The 20,537-nt window shown below is 39.5% G+C and carries 15 protein-coding genes; 8 read left to right on the top strand and 7 right to left on the bottom strand.

What is annotated here, in order from left to right; genetic code table 11:
- Window positions 1-107: 107 nt before the first annotated feature.
- From JL001_RS19960 to JL001_RS19935, 6 genes are all read left to right on the top strand, one after another.
- Window positions 108-2,471 carry an ABC transporter permease gene (locus JL001_RS19960; protein ID WP_200979332.1) on the top strand — a complete coding sequence of 788 codons (2,364 nt, stop codon included), beginning with the start codon at window positions 108-110 and terminating at the stop codon, window positions 2,469-2,471.
- Window positions 2,472-2,668: 197 nt separating this feature from the next.
- Window positions 2,669-5,074: an FtsX-like permease family protein gene (locus tag JL001_RS19955; RefSeq protein ID WP_200979331.1), complete on the top strand. Its 2,406-nt coding sequence runs from the start codon at window positions 2,669-2,671 to the stop codon at window positions 5,072-5,074.
- 23 nt (window positions 5,075-5,097) lie between these two features.
- Complete coding sequence (locus JL001_RS19950) at window positions 5,098-5,778, top strand: ABC transporter ATP-binding protein (RefSeq protein WP_200979330.1); 681 nt, start codon at window positions 5,098-5,100, stop codon at window positions 5,776-5,778.
- Window positions 5,775-7,127, top strand: a complete 1,353-nt coding sequence (locus JL001_RS19945) for a TolC family protein (protein WP_200979329.1) — start codon at window positions 5,775-5,777, stop codon at window positions 7,125-7,127. Before JL001_RS19950 ends, JL001_RS19945 begins: the two co-directional genes overlap by 4 nt.
- Window positions 7,128-7,279: 152 nt before the next feature.
- Window positions 7,280-7,693 (top strand): SRPBCC family protein, encoded by a 414-nt coding sequence (locus JL001_RS19940; protein WP_200979328.1) that lies wholly within the window; start codon window positions 7,280-7,282, stop codon window positions 7,691-7,693.
- 46 nt (window positions 7,694-7,739) lie between these two features.
- A complete protein-coding gene (locus JL001_RS19935; RefSeq protein ID WP_200979327.1) occupies window positions 7,740-8,231 on the top strand; it encodes a VOC family protein in 492 nt (163 codons plus the stop codon).
- Window positions 8,232-8,267: 36 nt separating this feature from the next.
- Here JL001_RS19935 and JL001_RS19930 read toward each other — a convergent pair whose 3' ends face one another.
- Window positions 8,268-9,407, bottom strand: a complete 1,140-nt coding sequence (locus tag JL001_RS19930) for a porin (RefSeq protein WP_200979325.1) — start codon at window positions 9,405-9,407, stop codon at window positions 8,268-8,270.
- A 433-nt stretch (window positions 9,408-9,840) separates the two neighbouring features.
- Here JL001_RS19930 and JL001_RS19925 point away from each other — a divergent pair, with 433 nt between their 5' ends.
- Window positions 9,841-11,454: a fibronectin type III domain-containing protein gene (locus JL001_RS19925; RefSeq protein WP_200979324.1), complete on the top strand. Its 1,614-nt coding sequence runs from the start codon at window positions 9,841-9,843 to the stop codon at window positions 11,452-11,454.
- A gap of 16 nt (window positions 11,455-11,470) precedes the next feature.
- On the opposite strand, the gene JL001_RS19920 is transcribed toward JL001_RS19925, so the two are convergent.
- The 5 genes from JL001_RS19920 to JL001_RS19900 form a co-directional block, all read right to left on the bottom strand.
- The gene (locus JL001_RS19920; RefSeq protein ID WP_200979322.1) at window positions 11,471-11,863 is read right to left on the bottom strand and encodes a response regulator; all 393 of its coding nucleotides are present in this window, start codon (window positions 11,861-11,863) and stop codon (window positions 11,471-11,473) included.
- Window positions 11,829-13,742 carry a PAS domain-containing sensor histidine kinase gene (locus JL001_RS19915; RefSeq protein WP_200979320.1) on the bottom strand — a complete coding sequence of 638 codons (1,914 nt, stop codon included), beginning with the start codon at window positions 13,740-13,742 and terminating at the stop codon, window positions 11,829-11,831. Before JL001_RS19915 ends, JL001_RS19920 begins: the two co-directional genes overlap by 35 nt.
- A 283-nt stretch (window positions 13,743-14,025) precedes the next feature.
- On the bottom strand, window positions 14,026-15,123 hold the full coding sequence (gene corA, locus JL001_RS19910) for a magnesium/cobalt transporter CorA (protein ID WP_200979318.1): 1,098 nt from the start codon (window positions 15,121-15,123) through the stop codon (window positions 14,026-14,028).
- A 98-nt stretch (window positions 15,124-15,221) separates the two neighbouring features.
- Entirely contained in the window at window positions 15,222-17,552 is a 2,331-nt protein-coding gene (locus tag JL001_RS19905; protein WP_200979316.1) for a type IA DNA topoisomerase, read from the bottom strand.
- Window positions 17,553-17,625: 73 nt separating this feature from the next.
- Window positions 17,626-18,105 (bottom strand): YchJ family protein, encoded by a 480-nt coding sequence (locus tag JL001_RS19900; RefSeq protein ID WP_200979314.1) that lies wholly within the window; start codon window positions 18,103-18,105, stop codon window positions 17,626-17,628.
- Window positions 18,106-18,311: 206 nt separating this feature from the next.
- Here JL001_RS19900 and JL001_RS19895 point away from each other — a divergent pair, with 206 nt between their 5' ends.
- Window positions 18,312-19,391, top strand: a complete 1,080-nt coding sequence (locus JL001_RS19895) for an AraC family transcriptional regulator (protein ID WP_200979312.1) — start codon at window positions 18,312-18,314, stop codon at window positions 19,389-19,391.
- 113 nt (window positions 19,392-19,504) lie between these two features.
- On the opposite strand, the gene JL001_RS19890 is transcribed toward JL001_RS19895, so the two are convergent.
- Window positions 19,505-20,416: an NAD(P)/FAD-dependent oxidoreductase gene (locus tag JL001_RS19890; protein WP_200979310.1), complete on the bottom strand. Its 912-nt coding sequence runs from the start codon at window positions 20,414-20,416 to the stop codon at window positions 19,505-19,507.
- Between the last annotated feature and the right edge of the window lie 121 nt (window positions 20,417-20,537).

The following is a 20,537-nucleotide window of genomic DNA, read 5'->3' as shown; positions in this document are numbered from 1 at the left end:
GAGATGTAAGGTTTTAGAATAAAGAGGAAAGACAGGAGTAGGAAGACCGAAACTGGAAGTCTCAGTACTCAAGACTCAATACTAGATACTCATTACTATAAAAAGCCATGTGGAAGAACTATATAAAAATTTCTTGGAGAAACCTTTTGAACAAAAAGGGCTTTGCGTTCATCAATATTGGTGGATTGGCGATCGGTATGGCCAGTGCTCTTCTGATACTGCTCTTGGTGCAGCATGAATGGAGCATGGACAGGTTCCATAGCAAAAAAGATAGGGTATTCCGTGCCATGAACAAGGCAGAGTTCAATGGAGAAGTTCATGTTTGGGGAAGCACGCCTAAACCTCTTGGCCCTGCACTGAAAGAGGAATACCCAGAGATAGAAGCAATTTCCAGACTTTCTGATATGGGAGATATTCTATTTACTGTGGACAATCTGAAAGTCATGGCAAAAGGAGCCTTTGTGGATACAGATTTTTTAAGAATGTTTGATTTTCCTTTGATAGCGGGGGACAAACAGTCTGTTTTTAAAAATCCAACAGATATTGTGATTACCCAGGACTTTGCTAAACGACTGTTTGGTTCAGCTGATGCTCTGGGCAAAACTGTTTTGGTCAATAATGCAGAAACTTTTACGGTCACAGGCTTATTGGATGATCTACCTTCAAATACCCAATTCGAATTTGATTACTTGGTCCCTTGGTCTTACATGGAAAAGCTAGGTTGGTCGGATGATTATTGGGGAAATAATTCTGTAGAAACTTATGTGGAATTACATGCTCAAGCTGATCCACTGCTAGTTGGAGAAAAAATTAAAGGAATTACCAAGAGACATAGTGAGGACGAGGACACAGAAGTGATCTTACATGCCATGCCTAACTGGTGGTTGTATTCCAAGTTTGAAAACGGAGAGATAGCTGGAGGAAGGATTGAGATGATTCGCTTATATGGAATAATTGCAGGATTTATTCTCCTGATTGCTTGTATCAATTTTATGAATCTTACTACTGCCAGAAGTGAAAAACGAGCCAAGGAAGTTGGCATTCGAAAAGTGGTAGGAGCAGGCAAAATGGCTTTGGTTTACCAGTTTTTGATTGAGTCCATTATTATTTCTGCCATGGCCGGGGTGATTGCTTTGGGGATTGTTCAGTTGATATTGCCTTATTTCAATCTGATGATGGAAAGGAGCTTGGCCATTGACTATGCTAGTTTATGGTTTTGGCTTGGAGTGTTGGGCTTTGTTTTACTGACTGGAGTATTGGCAGGTAGTTATCCCGCTTTCTTTTTATCGTCTTTTATGCCGAGCAAAGTACTAAAAGGAACTTTTAGAAAAGTACATGCCAAGGTTAATCCTCGTAAAATTCTGGTTGTATTACAGTTTACCATTGCCATTATTTTGATGGTAAGCACCTTGGTCATTCATAAGCAAATTAGCCATGGCAAAGATCGTGAAAATGGCTATGATAGAAATAACCTGATTTATATTCCCCTCACCGACGATATCAAACAACATTATGGGGTGATCAAACAGGAGTTGATGAATGCTCGGACGGTGAAATCCATGACCCGTACACTTTCCCCATTGACAGAAATTTGGAGCAACACTTGGGGAATTGGGTGGGAAGGAAAGGATCCGAATGACAAGACTGTATTTAATCGTTTCCATGTAGATGAAGGCATTGTCAAGACGGCTGGCTTGACCTTGGTAAGTGGACGAGACTTGGATTTGGAAAGGTTTCCAAGTGATTCTTTGGCCATGCTATTAAATGAAAGTGCGGTAAAAGCGATGGGCTTTGAGGAACCTCTAGGGCAAATTGTCACTGACAGCAACACAGATTACCATGTGGTGGGAGTGGTGAAAGATTTTATAATGATTGACCCTTTTGAGCGGATTGAGCCATTGATGTTGGCTGGTGTGAGGAGCGGCAATTGGACGAATGTGGCTCATCTCAAATTTAACCCCAACTTATCGACAGCTGAAGCTTTGGAAAGTACCAAGGAAGTGTTTGGCAAGTACAATCCTGATTTTCCTTTTGAATACACCTTTGTGGACGAAGCCTATGCCAAGAAATTCGAGGAATCACAGCGGTCCGCGCAACTGGCGGCAAGTTTTGCCTTTCTGACCATATTTATTTCCTGCTTGGGATTATTTGGGTTGTCGGCTTATATGGCTGAGACCCGCACCAAGGAAATTGGGATACGAAAGGTGCTGGGTGCCTCTGTGGCATCATTGACCTCACTTCTCTCCAAGGATTTTGTCTTGCTGGTTTTGATTTCCTGTGTGATCGCTTTTCCGGTTGCTTGGTGGGCGATGAGCCAATTCCTGAAATCCTTTGCTTATAGGATCAACTTGGACTGGTGGCTTTTTGCCTTAGCAGGTATAGGAGCAGTACTGATTGCGCTGTTGACGGTCAGCTCGCAAGCCATCAAAACGGCATTGATGAATCCGGTAAACTCATTGAAGGATGAGTAAGGTAAGTTTCTGGTGTCAAGAATTTAGATGATAGACATGAGACTTAAGAATAAAGAACGATGAAGTGGGAAGTACGAAGAGGGAAGGATGAAGCCTGGCTGGTGGCAGACAGGTGGGAAGACCGAAGTACGAAGGGGGGAAATCAGATATGAAAGCACTTAGCTCAGGACTCAATACTAATTACTTAATACTAAAAGATGCTTAGAAACTATCTAAAAATTGCTTGGAGAAACCTGCTGAGGAATAAGCTCAGGGCAACCATTCATATTCTAGGGTTGGCATTGGGAATAGCTGCTTGCTTTGTGATTTACAGTATGCTTTCCTATGAGTATGGTTTTAATCAGGATATTCCTGATCAGGATAAGATTTTTCGCATCACCACAGTTACCTCCCATGGAGATGACCGATGGCCGAATAGTGGTGTGCCCTTTCCCATGGGGGAGACTGTCAGCAATGAAGTTGAAGGAATCCAATCTTTGGTAAGGATTTATGACAATGCCTATGCCATGGTCGGTTTACCAGATAAGCCAACCACCTTTGGAAGGCAACAACATGTGGTGTATGCTGAGGATAATTATTTCGAGATTTTCCCATCTCGCTGGCTGGGGGGAAATCCGGAGAAGGCACTTCATCTTCCCAATTCAGTAGTATTGACACAGCGTACGGTAAAAAAGTATTTTGGAGAAATTTCAGTTCAGGAAGCCTTAGGGAAAGAATTGATCTATAATGACAGCATTTCAGTGCAAGTGACTGGTATCATTGAAGATATTAAGGAGAACAATGACCTTATTTACACAGACTATATTTCGCTGAGTACTTTGACCAGTTCTGCATCTATGAGGAAGTCTATCAATGCGGAGAACTGGGATAATGTGAATTCCGCTTCTCAACTCTATGTAAAACTTAGCCATCCAAATCAACTCGCTAGCTATGAAACCAGCTTGGATCAGATCATTGACAAATACCTAAGTAATGAAGAAGGCTGGTCTACAGAGTTTTTCATAGAGCCCTTGTCCGATCTTCATTTTACGGTAAATCCAAACCATACAGCCAATAAGTTTACCCTAATGGGCTTGAGCATTATGGCAGTCTTTATCTTGATGATTGCCTGCATGAACTTTATCAATTTGGAAACTGCCCAAGCTATTGTCAGGGCGAGGGAAATTGGAATCAGAAAAACTTTAGGGAGCAACCGGCTCCAGTTAATGCTGCAATTTTTTAGCGAAACCTTGGTGATTGCTTTTTTAGCGATGGTGCTGGCACTTCTGTTGACAGAGTTTTCAGTACATTATTTTGCTGAAATGATTCCTCCCGGGATGAAAATCGACTACTTATCCCTAGAGAATGTTTTGTTCCTTTTGGGCTTGGTGATTTTTGTTACTTTGATGTCTGCCATTTACCCCGCATTTATGCTGACAAGATATAGCCCTGTTAAAGCCATAAAGAATGAGGTCAAAGGAATTCATCAAAACAAGTGGGGGTATTTTGTTCGCAAAAACCTGACAGTGCTTCAGTTTACCCTATCCATAGGCTTTGTCATTGGGGTTTTGGTTATCTCACACCAGTTGAAGTACCTGGCCAATGAATCCATGGGCTTTAATAAAGAACTGGTTCTTTATGCCGATACACCATTTTTGGATGAATCAGGGCGAAATGATCAACTTAAAGAACGTTTGGAGCGATTGTCTTTTGTAAAGTCTGTCAGTCTCAGTGGGGATATTTTGGCTTCCAGGTCTTTGTTTACGACCACGATAGAAAGACATAAAGGAGAGGAAATAGAAGAGTTGGGTATCCAGGCAAAAAATGGGGACAGCTTATTTATGGATACTTATGAAGTACCTCTTTTGGTTGGTAAAAGAATCAAGAATGATTCCACTGAGATTTTGATCAATGAAACTTTTATGAAAGACCTTGGGTATGACTTTCCAGCTGATGTGATCGGGGAACAATTGGTATTGTATGGAGAAAGGAATGTGGAAGTGGTCGGGGTGGTGAAGGATTTTAATTCCCGATCTTTATATGAGCAGATCAGACCATTGGTCATATTTTATGAACCGGAATACTTTACCAAAATCAATGTTAAACTTCATGCCAACACAAACTTACAGGAAGCTAAAAGTTTATTGGATAACGAAATGAAGGCGCTTTATCCCGAAGAGGATAATGGATTTAGGTTTTTCGATGAGCTGGTAGCCAATTTTTACCAATCCGAGCAAAAACTACAAGAGGTTTTAAGCTTTGCCACAGTCTTGGCCATTTTGATAAGCGGGATGGGACTATTTGGTCTCTCAGCTTTTACCATTGCCCAGAGAACCAAGGAAATAAGCATTAGAAAGGTTTTGGGAGCATCTGCAAGTCAAATAGTGGTTTTGATTTCCAAAGAATACACGGTATTGATCCTTATAGCCTTTGTTTTAGCGGTCGTACCCACATGGTTGCTATTAGAGGAATGGCTCAAGCAGTTTGCCTACCGTACTCCCATGCCCATAAGTCTTTATTTGTTGGCGGGTTTCTTGGCCTTTTTCCTTTGTGTAGTAATCGTAGGGTTGCATTCCTTGAAGACCATTAACAGAAATCCATCAGAAGTATTGAAAAGTGAATAGCATTAAAAATTAATGAGAATAAGATGATCAAACTAAGTAACATCGATAAGTATGTCGACTCTAAGTTCCAAAGGGTTTTTATTTTAAAAGGAATAGACCTGGAAATTGAGCAGGGGGAATTTGTAACCTTGATGGGGCCAAGTGGTGCCGGAAAGTCCACTCTTCTGAACATCATCGGCCTTCTGGATGATGACTATGTGGGCGATTATGAATTTGAAGGGCAGTTGGTCAATAAAATGAAAGAAAAGCAACGCCACGCACTGCACAAAAAAGAGATAGGCAATATTTTCCAAGCCTATCACCTGATAGATGAGCTGACAGTTTATGAAAATATCGAAACGCCTCTTTTGTATAGAAGCGTCAGTAGCAGTGAAAGAAAAAGTATCGTCGCTGAATTGTTGGACCGGTTTAACATGGTGGCCAAGAAAGATTTGTTTCCTGCTCAGCTCAGTGGCGGTCAACAGCAATTGGTTGGAATCGCCCGAGCGATCGCAGGAAAGCCCCGGATCCTGTTGGCAGATGAGCCAACGGGGAACCTTCATAGTAATCAAGCCAAGCAGATCATGGAAGTGTTTGCAGAGTTGAACAGGGAAGGAACGACCATTATTCAAGCCACCCATGCGGAAGAAAATGCAGTCTATGGCAATCGCTTATTGGAGATTGTAGACGGAAAAATAGAAGAAGATAAGATTTTAATAAAATGAAAATAAGAAAAGCAATTGGTTTGATGGTGGGGCTGCTCCTCGTGGGCAATGCCCTTAAAGCCCAGGATACATTAAAGCTGAATTTTGGGGAGGCGATTAAGCTGGCATTAACGAAAAATGTTGAATATAATACTAAGCTCAACAACCAAGAAACCCAAGAGGCCTTTAGAAAACAGGCTTTTTACAGTAACTTTCCCACTGTAGGAGTGGGCTTGAATTCAAGAAGGGTAACAGGACAACAGACCCAGCAGGTAGATGATGGATTTGTGGTGGATAATTTCACCAACTATTCTACTTCAGCAAGTGTAGATGCCAGCATGCCTATTTTCAATATGTTCCGTAGAATCAATACCTATAAGGCAGAGAAACTAAGGGAAGAGGCTGGAATCATGGATTTGGACCGCTCTGAGCAGGATGTAGTCTTCCAAGTGGCCAATCAATATTTGCAGGTTCTGCTCAGCCAAGAGCTGCTCAAAATAGCTGACGAAAACCTCGAAAACCAACAAGAGCTACTTCGACAAATCGAAGGGTATGTGGATGTAGGGCTGAGAACCCTTTCTGACCAATACAACCAGCAGTCAGAGGTGGCCAGGCTTGAAGCGGTCAAGTATGATGCAGAAATACAGCTGATGAATGATGTGTTTACTTTGGCAGAAACACTCCAAATGGAGAAAGGGGAGGTGCCTGATGTTCAGCCTATTCAGCAAAGTCTTTCTGCAGTGAGCTATGGGGATCAGCGTCTGGACCAATTGCTGGATGTGGCGATGAGCCAGCATCCGGGAATTAAGAGGGAAGAGCTGCTTTATAGTGCTTTTGGTAAGGAAGCCAAAGCTGCCAATGCAGGTTTTTACCCAAGCTTAAACGCATACTATGGATACAGCTCCTTTAGCACATCCATTGTGGACAGAACATTCAATGATCAGTTTTTTGAATTCAACCCAAGCAGTGTGATTGGCATAAGCTTGAACATTCCTGTTTTTTCCAATTTCAATAACAAAGCCAGTTTGACCAGGAGTAAAATGGCCGTTAAAAACCAACTGATCGTCCAAGAGGCCATAGTGAAAAAGGTCTATCAGCAAGTACGATTGGCCCATGCCAATTACCAAGCAGCCCTCAAGAAAACAGAGACGACAAAAGTACAGTTGAATGCTGCTGAAGAAGCTGCGCTAGTCATTGGAGAAAGGTTTAAGCTAGGCCTGAACAACTTTGTGGATTTGGCTACCGCCAACCGTCAACTGGTGCAAGCCCAATCGGATATGGCCCAGGCTAGATATACCCAGTACTTTCAGGATATTTTACTAATGTATGCTGTTGGGGTCTTGGAGACAGGTAATCTTAGAAAGATGTAAACTTAAGTTTTTATGAAAAGGGACACACTGCTATGGAAAGATTTTATGGCGTGATTGCCCCTTTAAGGTGTCGTTATTGCACCGTTGTTTTGTGATAGATAGGATCGATATTTGTAGGTATAGGATTAATGTTTAACCTAATAACCAAAACAATGGAAAAGATCACGGTAACAACTAAAGTAAATGCACCAGTAGACACGGTATGGGCTTATTGGACGAGCCCTGAACATATTACCAAGTGGAATGCCGCTTCCGATGATTGGCATACCCCCCATTCAAGCAATGACCTTAGAGAAGGAGGCGTATTTACTTCTCGAATGGAGTCAAAGGATGGCAGCATGGGCTTTGATTTTTCAGGAACTTATAATAAAGTGGAGGAAGGAGCTCTTTTGTCTTACGCCATGGAAGATGGAAGGGAAGTGGAGGTGATTTTTACACCAGAGGGAAATAGCACTTTGGTGAAAGAAACATTTGATCCAGAGCAAACAAATCCAGTGGAAATGCAAAAAGGGGGCTGGCAGGCTATTTTGGATAATTTCAAAAAGTATGTTGAGTCAAAAATCTGATTGTCATTTTTAAAGTTTTGTTCCAATCAAATAACCCAATTACACCATGAGTATTGTTCAAAAAAGTCAAAATATCGTTCCCTTTTTATGGTATGATAAAGAGGCGGAAGAGGCGATAAAACTATACACCGATCTATTTCCAAATTCCGAAATCAATTTCATAAAAAGGTGGCCTGAAGGAACGCCATTTCCCGCAGGGACCATTCAGATGAGCAGTTTTACTATTGATGGTTTGAAGGTTTATGCCTTTGATGCGGGCCCAACATTTAAATTCAATGAGTCGGTTTCGCTTTTTGTAAAGTGTAAAGACCAAAATGAGGTAGACCGATATTGGGATAGCTTGACAGCTGATGGTGGTCAAGAATCACAATGTGGTTGGCTCAAGGATAAATTTGGGATGTCCTGGCAGATTGTTCCCGAAGCTCTTGTGGAAATGATGGAATCCCAAGATCACCGACGGGTACAGCAGATGATGGAAGTAATGATGCAAATGAAAAAGCTGAAAGTGGCAGAGCTGGAGGCTGCCTTTAATAAGTAGTCATAAGACAACATGTTTTTGAATATTAAACCATTATCATCTGACTTGGGAAAGTGTCCTCTCTAAGTCTATTCGAATACCTAAAGTAAGGACGTTAAAATTCTTTTCTCCAAAATGATCACGGTTGTTGCTGGTATTAAATCTGGTCTCACTGTAGAAAAACGCATGTCTTAGTGGCTTGTATTCAAATCCAAGAATAAAATATTCAGTTTTGAAAAATTCATTGAGAGGAAGTCCTGTTATTTTGGGAATATATTGATTGTAACCTATAGTTATACTAAATGGATTGAATGTATATTTGGAGAAGACCTCAATACCTTTCGCATCGAATACTACTGCAGCCAAATCTTCATTGATATAGCTTCTACGAAAATCCCCATTAGATTGCTTGCTATATACTAACCCAAAATCCCATGAGTGATTAACATAAGAAATTCCAAAAGCCATGTATTGAGGGTCGTTTCCAAAACCCAAGGTGTTTTCTTTTAAGGTGTCTTGCATCATCAAAGTGTAGTAGGTTCCTCCCACTTTAAGGCCTGATAGAATTTCGAATTGGCCAGATAAACCATATCCATCAATGAAATGATCGTTATAGGCGTTTTCTGCTTGAAATTGTAATCCAATGGCCAAGCGGCCAAATTGATTTCTATAAGTAATAGCCTGATCTGCTCTCCCAGTCCCTGTAGTTCCCCCATCTGTACCTGCAGTATAAGTGGAGGTTCCATTCCCTCCAAATACATTAAATTTGTCGGTATAACCTGTAATATCATAGTAGACTCCCCATTGTTTACCAATGGTAATGGTTCCGACTTGATTGATTTCTACTCCTAGATAGCCCAATCGTGTCCCAAATACCTGATTGGTTTGATTGTTTTCTACATCAATAAAACCTCCGCTAGTGGAAGCATCCAAGTTGAATGACTGGTCTCCCTTAAACATGTTTAAGGAGAGTTCTGAACCGGCAAAAAAGACTGAATTTCCTTTGGCTACTGATAGTTCAAACCCGATTCTTGAAGCATTTTCTTGCAATTCCAACTCTCCATTATAGACTGAAAAATGTCCTCTGAAACTCCCGTAGGGCCTGATAGAAAGGGTTAATGAGTCTTCGTTTGATTGAGCTTTTAGGTTTGAGAAAACTCCTAGAGCCAATAGAAAAAAAAGTAATCTAGTTTTCATTACTCCAAATAAAGTTAAAAGATATATTTAGCTTAAATTTCATGTATTCTCTAACATTTTTATTCAATCAAGAACAATAAGCAGTTAAGGTTGAAAATTCAATTAACTGAAGGATGGGTATTCGATTTTGTGTCTCTAGCTCATTCTATTAAATAAAAGCATATAAGCGTTACTTTGTATCTTTTTAGTAGAGCCTCATGTTGAATGGAATGCTGTGGTCATTTTTCTGCCAACTATTAAATGACCTGTTTAAATTTAAGTTTTTTAAATGATTAATTTAGAGGTGGTGAGTTTTGTTTTTTGATAAATAAAGGTAACAATATGATAATACTCAGGATGTTTATATAAAAATGGATTGATATAATGATAATATAGCTCTTTTTTAAAAAGAATTTGCAAGCATTACTTTTGAGATCCTAAACCTTAATGCAATATGCGCTTTAGAATTAATCCATTGTTTCAATTGCTCACCCTCGGGTTTGTAATGCTTTTTTTCAGGCTATCAGGTCAAACCATAGAGATCAAACCCTATCTGCAAAATGCAGGTCCTAACGAAATTACCATTATGTGGCAGACAGACTTTGGTGAGGAAAGTGTTGTGGAGTGGGGCCAGACCCCTGAGCTTGGTAATCAAACAGAAGGTGGAGCTTTTGATGTGAATTTCAGCGAGGTAAGACTTCATGAGGTGACACTTTCAGGCTTGGAAAGGTTTACGGGATATTTTTACCGGGTCAAAACAGGAAAGGCTGTTTCAGATGTCTATCAGTTTAAGACACCTCCTTTTGCAAGTGACCAAAAATCATTCAGCTTAGTAGCCATGAGTGATATGCAGATAGATAGCAATGAGCCTGATAAATTTGGGGAGATAGTCAATGAGGGTATTTTGGCATATATGGATCAAGAGTTTGAAGGAAATGTTCCTGAAAACTTGGCCATGGTGCTCATTCCTGGTGACCTGGTTCAGAATGGCGCTAAATATTACCAATGGCAAGAGCATTTTTTTAATCCTGCAGAAAAGCTGTTTTCGGAAGTTCCTGTATATCCCGTTTTGGGGAACCACGAAAATCAGTCAGTCTATTACTTTAAGTATTTCAGTCTTCCCGAAAACGGAAGTCCCGAGTATGCCGAAAATTGGTGGTACAAGGATTATGGCAATACCCGAATCTTTGGATTAAACTCCAATGTGGAAGATGGAATAGGAGGGTCGGATTATCAGTTAAAATGGTTAGATAAAGTGCTGGAAAAAACAGCTGGAATGGAGGAGATAGATTTTGTCTTTGCTCAAATGCACCATCCCCACAAATCTGAGTTATGGATTCCCGGAGAATCTGATTTTGCAGGTGAAGTAGTCAAGCGATTGGAAAAGTTTACGGAAGAGACTGGTAAGCCAAGTATACATTTTTTTGGACACACCCACGGTTATTCTAGAGGCCAATCCAAAGATCATAAACACCTATGGATCAACGTAGCGAGTGCTGGTGGAGCACTGGACAATTGGGGGGAGTTTGAAGGAAGGGATTATGATGAATTTACTGTGACCCAAGATGAATATGGCTTTGTGATGGTGGAAGTGGATGCCAATCCATCAGATCCTAAATTTGTGGTAAAAAGAATCAGTAGAGGAAATCAGTACAAGTTTAGGAAAAATGAACAGACCGACTCCATTACAGTTTGGAAATATGACAGAAATCCCAAAAAGCCAAAACCAATAGGGCCAGTAAAGGAGAAAGTGGGTTCTAGAAGGATTCAACTGAAAGCGGGAGAGTTTTCGAGCGATAGAAGAGGTGCTTTTCATGCAGCTTCAAATTGGCAGATCAGTACCTCAGCAGATTTTAAGACTTTGGTCTTGGACAGTTGGAAGCAGTTTGAAAATTGGTATTATAATGAAAATCAGCAAAAAGACGATGACCTAACAGATGAGACAGTTTATAAGTTGCTTAACGAAGGGCAAGAATATTACTGGCGCGTGAGGTACAGGGACCAGAACCTAAATTGGAGTGATTGGTCAGAAGCAGCTTCGTTTAAAGTTGTCGGTGGAGAAAAATAATTGGTGGATCTAAATACTAATTGGATTGGAGGATTTCTCGAATTTTGTCAATTGAAATAGGTTTAACAATAAAGCTATTGATGATTTGGTATTGGGTTGCCTTCTCCTTGTCTTTTGGGTCTATGGAACTTGAAATGATATAAACCACTACTGATGGCTCAGACAAAAGCTTGGTGAATTCATCCAGAAACTTCCATCCATTCCAAATGGGCATATTAATGTCCAATAAGATCAAATCAGGTAGGCTTTCACCATCGGAAATGACTTGGGACAAGTTTTCATAAGCTTCTTTGCCATTTTCATAAAAAATGGTCTCAACATCGAATTTTCCAAATTCGATGATTTTTTTGAGTCCAAATGTGTAAATGGGATCATCATCGATGATACATAGGCTTTTTGACTTTTTCATTTTTTAAATAAATTTTGAATTTTGAGCCTTTATTTACTTCACTTTCAACTTCTATCCGTCCGCCTAAAGCTTCTATCTGACTTTTGGTAATGAATAAACCAATACCACGTGCTTCTGGATGTCGGTGAAATGTTTTGTACATCCCAAATAGTTGGGAACCATATTGTTCAAGATCAATTCCCTTTCCATTATCTTCGAATACAATTACTTTGAATTGCGAGGAATGGAAAGAGGATATTTTAATATAACTGTCTACGTTTTCAGATCGGTACTTGATCCCATTGGTCAGCAGATTAAGAACGATGCTGTCAATATAGGCAGGTAGGCCTAGGATTACTTCGTCAGGCTTTATTTCATTGATAATATTAACTTGTGCAGCACCCGCGATTGCAGCTACATTTTCAATCGCCGACTTTATGGAATTAGATAATGAAATGGCTTGGAGGTTTTCTTCAAGCGTAGTCTGTATCATGGCCACTTCATTTAAGTGCTGAATGGTTTGGGCCAAGTTATTAGATGCTGTTTTTAATAGTTTATATTCTTCCTTTTCGGTTAGTTTCTCATTTTCATGAGTCAGTAGGTCAATCATAAAACCTAGATTGCTGGAGTGAGACCTTAGGTTATGGGAAACGATATGGGCAAAATTCTTGAGCCTGTTATTTTGTTCTTGGCTGGTTTTTAGCAAAGACTGGATTTTGTTTTTTGCTTCTTTTAATTCAGAAATATCAATGATTTGGGAAACCACATATAGGATTTTTCCTTCGTTATTCCTTACAATGGAAACTGCCAAAATGATGTATATGATATGGCCATCCTTATGGAAATACCTCTTTTCCATTTGATAATGGTCCCTCTTTCCATCCATCAATTCCTGAAAAAGCACCAGGTCTGCATCCAAATCTGCAGGAAAAGTGATGTCCTGAAAGGTCAATTGTCTAAGCTCTTCTTGCGTATACCCTACTATTTCACAAAGTTTATTATTCACTTTTAGCCATTGGCCCTTTTCGTTGAGTATGGCCATGCCAATAGCGGCATGTTCAAAATTGGAACGGAATGACTCCTCACTGATCCTCAGCTTTTCTCTTTCTTCACGTAGTTTGAGCTCATTGGTTTTTCTCAAATCAATATCTTGGACTGTCCCATAAATTTGGGTACACTTGTTCGCTATGACTTGAGGTATTCCCACAATTTTCACCCACTTGATTTTTTCTTTTGAAATGGAAATAGGCAATTCCAATTCATAGGACTTCCCATTTGTAATGGCATTTTGATAGGCATTAAGCAGGCTTGTCTTGCTTTTTCCTTCTGAGAAAAAAGCAAGAGTGTCATTTATGGTGGGAGTAAAATCTCTCCCTACCTCAAGAATCTCTTTGGTCAAGGAACTCCATAAAACTTTTTCTGTGATAAAATCTATTTCCCAATAACCTATAGAAGCAGCAGCATTGCACCTTTTGAGGATCTCTTCATGTTTTTTAAGAGAGGACACTTCATTGTGTGCCCCTAATAATCTAATTGCTTTGCCATTATGATCCCTTATCGCCATACCGCGGCACCTGACCCATACTGTATGGCCATTTTTATGCTTGTATCTTACAATTTGATCATAAGGATGATTGGGGTCTTCGCAATGCTTTTTGAAGTTTTCAAGCGCTACTTTTAGGTCATCTTGATGGATGATGCCTTGCCATGCAGATGATTTGTGAGGCATTTGTTCAGGATCGTATCCCAAGGTTGTCCAAAACTTACTGTCCATCCATTCGTTTTCAGGGTTTTCAACGTCCCAATACCACAACCCGTCCAGTGCCGATTCTCGAATGAAATCAAAAATATGATGGTCGGATATAAGTAAATTATAAAGTTCCTTATGCAAATAATTCATTTATATAATTGTGGTTTTTGTATTTTCAATACTTCACCTGAAGATGAAAAACTGAAAACAATTCAAACTATTATAGTCCGTTTAATGTCTAAAAATTAATCGGTCAAACTCAGTAATTACTCCATTGACTAAAGCTTAAATAGGTTTTTGTACCTGATTTAAGGGTTAATTATAGTATTACAATATACTATTTTGTTGTTTTTAAGAGATGCTTTGCTTTGTATAATTTTCAAAATAACTTGAAAAACTATCGGGTTTAAAAGTAAAGTCATCAGTTAATCTTTTAAAACCAGTCCTTCTTTTTGAAATAAATCAACATTCCAACAGCCACTATAATCATAACTCCCCACATGATATAATAACTGTATTCATAATGTAATTCAGGGACTACATCGAAGTTAGTGCCATAAATGCCGGCAATAAAAGTGAGAGGGATGAAGATAACTGAAAAAATGGTCAGGAATTTCATAATATCATTCAGCTTTGAACTGATGGTAGTATGGTAAATATTCAACTGATCAGATAACATCTCTCTATAGCTGTCTGAGGTATCATTGGCTTGGTTGATATTATCCTGTAATTCCCGAAAGTGGATTTCATTGTCATCATCGATAAGCTCAGAATCCAGCTTGGCCAAAGACAAAATCATCTCTCTGGCAGGCTTGATGTTTTTCCTGATAAAATTCAGTTCTCGTTTGTATGTATTGATCTCTTCAATGACATCCTTTTTGGGGTCAATTAATAAGCTTTCTTCCAAGGCCTCTATTTTTTCCCCTAAAATCCCTAAAATATAGATGTAATTATCAATAACAATATCCAAAAGTGCAAAAGCCAAGTAGTCTGTGCCTGAACTCCTAATTCGCTTTCTGTTTTTTCGGATACGTTCCCTGACTGGATCAAAGACATCTCCTTTTTTCTCTTGGAATGAAATCAACATACTTTCGGTCAGAATAAGGCTTAGGTTTTCCACAGAGATTCTGTTGGTGTCAGGGTCTTGTTGCAGCATTTTAATTGAAATCAGAATACAGTCATCAAATTCTTGCACTGTAGGTCGGGCCTGTGTATCCATGACGGTGGAAAGTATCAGTTGCTCCAACTCAAAACCATCTGAAATATTTTTCATCAGGTCAGCATCGTGAAGCCCATCTACATTGAGCCAAGTAACTGTTTCCTTTTTGGAATAAGGGAAAGCTTCCGCAATGTTTTGGATACTTTTTTCCTCTAATGACTCGCTGTCAAAGTCAATGATGTTGAGCAGGGTGTTTTCTGATTTTCGAACTCCTCTAAAGTATAGGGCATCAGGAGACATCCCAATTTCCTGTTTTTGCTTTTTAATAAAATTAAAAGGGTTATGTGGTAAAGATATCTTGGGAGTTTTCATTTTTAAAAATGCGTTTTGAAGAGTCAAATGTTCGGTACAATATAAAGTTTCTTTACGTTATTCTCCAACACATAAATATTGGCAGTTTTTTGTGATGATCATCCATTAATAATTTCCAGTACCAATTCCTTGGTCAAAGGCTTACCCTTGGCCCTGTTTTTTATTTCCTGAAAAGCAAACCTAAAATCACAGCCGGCTTTCCACTCGCTACACCCGTAGGCTGTTTTCCCCTTGATGAGAGTGCCTTTTTTACACTTAGGACATGCTGGGATCTTGCTTTTTGTGGTTGAAGGAGCAGCAATACTTTGTTCAAAAATAACTTCATTGCTTTCATTTAGTTTTAGAATTCCTTCGATTTTTTCTCCTGCTTGCTTAAAGCCTTTTAGCTTGGTGGTAGCTTTCTTTTCAATCAAGCGCTGCACTTGTTTGTCAGTTAATTTCTTTTCCATGAAGGTAAATCCAATTCGAAACTTACATCCTGTCTTCCACTGACTACAGCCATAAGCTGATTTACCTTTGATGATTTTTCCTTGGCCACATTTAGGACAGGTTACTTCCTCTAGGCTTTTGCTAGCTTTCTTAGCAGCGGGGCTGTCTTTTTTTGGTATATCTTTTTGAGGCTTTTGGGACTCGGGGGCAGCAAGTCTCGGTTTTCCAGTTTCCTGACGCACCTCATGCACCAATTCAGCGACCATCTTTTTCATTTCCACGATAAACTGGATAGCACTGAATTCACCTTCTTCGATTTCCTTCAAATGCTTCTCCCATTGACCTGTCAATTCAGCGGATTTCAGCAGTTCATTTTGAATGGTTCCAATCAGCTGGATGCCCATATCGGTTGGAACTACCAGCTTTTTCCTTCTTTCGATATATTTTCTCCTAAATAAAGTTTCAATGATGCTGGCCCTGGTAGATGGCCTTCCAATACCATTGGCTTTCATCAGGTCTCGGAGTTCTTCATCTTCAACCTGCTTGCCTGCAGTTTCCATGGCACGAAGCAGTGAAGCTTCAGTGTAATTCTTTGGAGGTTTGGTGGTCTTTTCAGTGAATGAAGGTTCATGAGGCCCATGTTCTCCTTTCTCGAAAGAAGGTAAAATACCTTCTTCCTCTTCTTCCTTATTGTCTTCTTCGTTGTTCTTTTTGTTGTCCTTTGGAAACAATACCCTCCAACCTTCATCAAGGATTTCTTTACCTTTTGCTTGAAAGCTCACTTTTTCCACTTCTGCACTTACCTGTGTTTTGGCCACTTTACAGTCAGGATAAAAAACGGCCAAAAATCGCCTTACAATGATGTCATATACTTTTTGCTGGGCATTGTCCAATGGCTTTTGCTCTCCAGTTGGAATGATGGCATGGTGGTCGGTTACTTTTTTGTCATTAAATACCTTAGGGGATTTTCTGAGCTTTTTATTTAATAATGGTGTAGTAAATTCCGCATAATTGCTCAGCCCTTTAAGTATACCGGGAACCTTGGGGTACATGTCATTGGGTAGAAAGGTGGTGTCTACCCTTGGATAAGTGACTGCCTTCATCTCATAAAGGCGCTGCACGATTTTCAAAGTGGTGTCGGCGGTAAAACTGAACTTGTTGTTACAATAAACTTGCAAACTGGTTAGGTCAAAGAGCTTGGGTGCATATTCTTTACCTTCCTTTTTTTCAATCTCAGTGATAAAAAGGTCTTTACCAGTAACCTGCGCAAGTAACTTTTCCCCGTCTTCTTTGGTGAAAAATTTACCCTCTGTGCTGTTGAACTTGGTTTCACGATAAAGGGTCTGCAGTTCCCAATAAGGCTGGGGGGTGAAATTTTCAATTTCATGGTGGCGATTGACCAACATAGCCAGGGTAGGGGTCTGGACCCTGCCGATAGACAGGACTTGCTTAAATCCTCCATACTTAAGTGTATATAATCTCGTGGCATTCATTCCCAGCAACCAATCGCCAATGGCCCTTGAGCTACCTGCATAATACAAGTTGTCAAAATCTTCGGAAGGTTTTAGGCTTTCAAAACCAGCTTGTATGGCTTCTGTGGTAAGTGATGAAATCCATAAGCGTTGTACTTTACCTTGATAGTTGGCTTGCTTGAGTACCCAGCGTTGAATCAGTTCTCCTTCTTGGCCAGCATCGCCACAGTTAATGACCAGATCGGCCGATTTGAAGAGTTGCTCTATGATTTTGAATTGCTTTTTGACCCCGCTGTCCTGAATGATTTTAGTTTCAAACTTCTTGGGCAGCATAGGAAGGGTGTAGAGGTCCCATCTTTTCCAGCTGGACTCATAGTCTTCTGGAGGAAAAAGGGTACAAAAATGTCCAAATGTCCAGGTCACTTGATAACCATTCCCCTCAAAATATCCATCTTTTCTACTGGTGGCACCGATTACCTGGGCTATTTCTTTTGCAACACTTGGTTTCTCCGCAATACAAACTTTCATATACACAATTTAACCTGAGGTGATTGAAATGATACACCTCATTTATACTTTTAAAAATAGGGATGTAATAATATTAACCACAACATTTTTTAAACTTCTTACCACTTCCACATGGACAAGGTGAATTCCTGGAAGCTTTCAAGGTTGGTACTGGCAGTGGCTTAGGAAAACTCCCGTTGACGTAAAACCATTGTCCGTCCTTTTTGGAAAAGGAGGATATTTCATGGTGGATATGTGGTTTTGATAACGTGTCAGTGTAGTGGGCTTTGAATTCTACCACTCCTTCAAGATCATTTTCCAATCCCTTTTGGGTAGAGATAATCTCCAGCTTGTTCCATTGGTTGGAGGTAGACCATTCTTTAATATCGCGAAGGTCAATTTTATTTCTTACGGACGGATGTGTGGTTTGGAAGATGTATTCGGCATTTCCCAAACTGTAAGCTGTATAGCGTGATCTCATCAACTTTTCAGCAGTGGTGGCAGAAAAGTTCATAATGATAGGCTCACAGCAGTTCGATAGGTCATTACCCGATCCGCAGGGACATTTACTCATAAGGTTGGCTTATTTTTAAATCAGTACAAAGATATCCATTGAGGTGTGGATATATAGCAGTTTTAGGTGTAAAATCCTCCTAATGGGAAGAGGATGGGGCTAAGAGAATGATTTAGCTTATGTTAAATAATCATTATGCTATGATTAATTACTGGAGATAGCCATATGAAAGGGGTAAATTTACATTTGAATCTTAAGATCCTTGCATGTCAAATGTACTTATTACCATAATTATCCAATGCCTAATTTCTGTCTTTCTGATTTACAACGGTAAAAACAAAAATCAGAGGGTGGTTTTTCTGCTTTTGTATCTTTTGGTGATCTCCTTTGATTTTATTCATGAATTATTCATTAATCAATTTTGGGATGCCCAGTTGTCTTCTTTGGAGGATTTACCCAGTAGTTTTCGGTTTTTAAAAGGGCCCTTGCTTTATGCTTTTATCACCAACAAGAGATCAAAAAAAGAGATCTTGCTTCATGCAACTCCGTTTTTTATCACTTTTGTGCTTAATATATCCATTCTGGTGATGCTATTTTTTGGGATGGAAAGTCTGTGGATCAATGATACCTATAGTGTTTTGCATCAAATCTATCCTTATTATTGGCTGGGTTATATTCTATTCTGTACATGGCTTTTGTTTTTTGAATATAAAGAGTATAAGAGTGATTTGATAAAATACACGAGGTATTTAATAGGCTTTTTGCTTTTTACAGTGGGAACCATGTTGTCGGTTTATATGGTCTTTACGGAGTTTTCGAGAAGTCACAAATTATTGCTTAACCAAATCTATTCTTTATTTTTTTTAGTTCAATTTGCCTTGATCTTGGTGATATATTTGAAAGGATTGGCTAAAAAGAGTGAGAAAGACAAATCTTCTATTTCCATTAATACAAATAAGGAAAAATACAGTTCTTCCACCATGTCGGAAGAGGAGATGGCTCAAATTGTCCATGCTATACAAGATGGCTTTGACAAGGACAAATTGCACCTCAATGAGGATTTGACCATCAATCAACTTGCGGCGCATGTAGATTTTTCAAGACATCAAGTAACGGAAGCCATTTCTATTGGCTTGAAAACAAATTTTTATGACCTATTAAACAGCTATAAAATCAAGACTTTTGTCAGTCTTTTTGAGAAGGATCCAGAGCAAAGTATTACAGATGTGTTTTACAAAAGTGGTTTTAAATCCAAGGCTACTTTTTATAAGTATTTTAAATTGCACTACAATAAAAGCCCAAGAGAGTTTAAAGCAGAGTTAATGAAAAGCGAGAAATCTGCTTAACAAACTCACATTATAATGAGAAGGATAAGAGTTTACAATTTTAGCTGACAAAGAATTTCTTACTCAAAACCGGTTGTGATCCAACAACCGGTTTTGAGAAATGGGTTTTAAGTCTAATCAATGCTTTCCATGACCAATTCCATATTTATAGCAGCACCAGACCTGGTTCCCGCGGCAATGGCAATAGAAAGAGCTCTTTCTGGACTTGTATTATCTCCAGCAGCATAGATCCCTGGCACACTGGTCAGTTGTTTTTCATTGACTTGGAGATACCCGTGTTCATTGATGTTACAGCCTAGCTTTTCAGCTAAGTGGCTTGTTTGGGTAAAGGGAATCTTGGCATATAGCGCAGAAATTTCCAAAGATTCGCCATTTTCAAATCCTATTTTTTCAATATGGCCTGACTGGTGGATGAGCTCATTAATGGGCTGCTCTATCAATGTAATATTTCTGCTTCTTAAAATACGTTTTTGCTCAGCGCTCAACGTAGACTGGCCATTGGTGAGAAGGCTGAGTTGCTGGGTGAGGTTTTGGACCATCAAAGCAAAGTGAAAAGCTAAATCACCATCAGCCATGATTGCAGTGGGTTGGTGCTTGTATTCGTAACCATGACAATATGGACAATGCAAAACTGAAATGCCCCAGCAGTCAGAAAAGCCTTTAATGTCCGGCATGATGTCTTTCACGCCAGTAGCAATGAGGAGTTTTTTAGAAGTGTATTGATCTCCACTTTCTGTACTTACAGCAAAATCGGTCGCATTCTTTTTAGCAGCTACTGCCAGGCCTTTTTGGTAATGGATGGTGGGGTATTGGAACACTTGCTGTTTGGCTTTTTCCAAAAGTTGGAGTGGAGGAGTGCCGTCATGTGTGATAAAATTATGGGATTGTGGTGTCTGCCGATTGCATGGTTGGTTGCCATCGATGATCAAAACATCTCTTAATGACCTCCCTAAAGCCATGGCTGCAGAAAGTCCGGCAAAGCTTCCGCCAATAATAATGACGTCGTAATGGTTATTATTCTTCATTTGATTTAATTTATAGTTGTAAAATTATGCAACAGTATTGCAAATAAAGAGGTTCCAATGTCTTGCCAAATCAATTGTTTTTATGAAGGGAGTAGGCTGACATTGATTTGGGCTAGTACAG

Origin of the sequence: Echinicola sp. 20G (assembly GCF_015533855.1) — a bacterium.
Lineage (GTDB): Bacteria > Bacteroidota > Bacteroidia > Cytophagales > Cyclobacteriaceae > Echinicola.
Note: the sequence above shows the minus strand (reverse complement) of the source record. Positions and strands in the feature narration are given on the sequence as shown.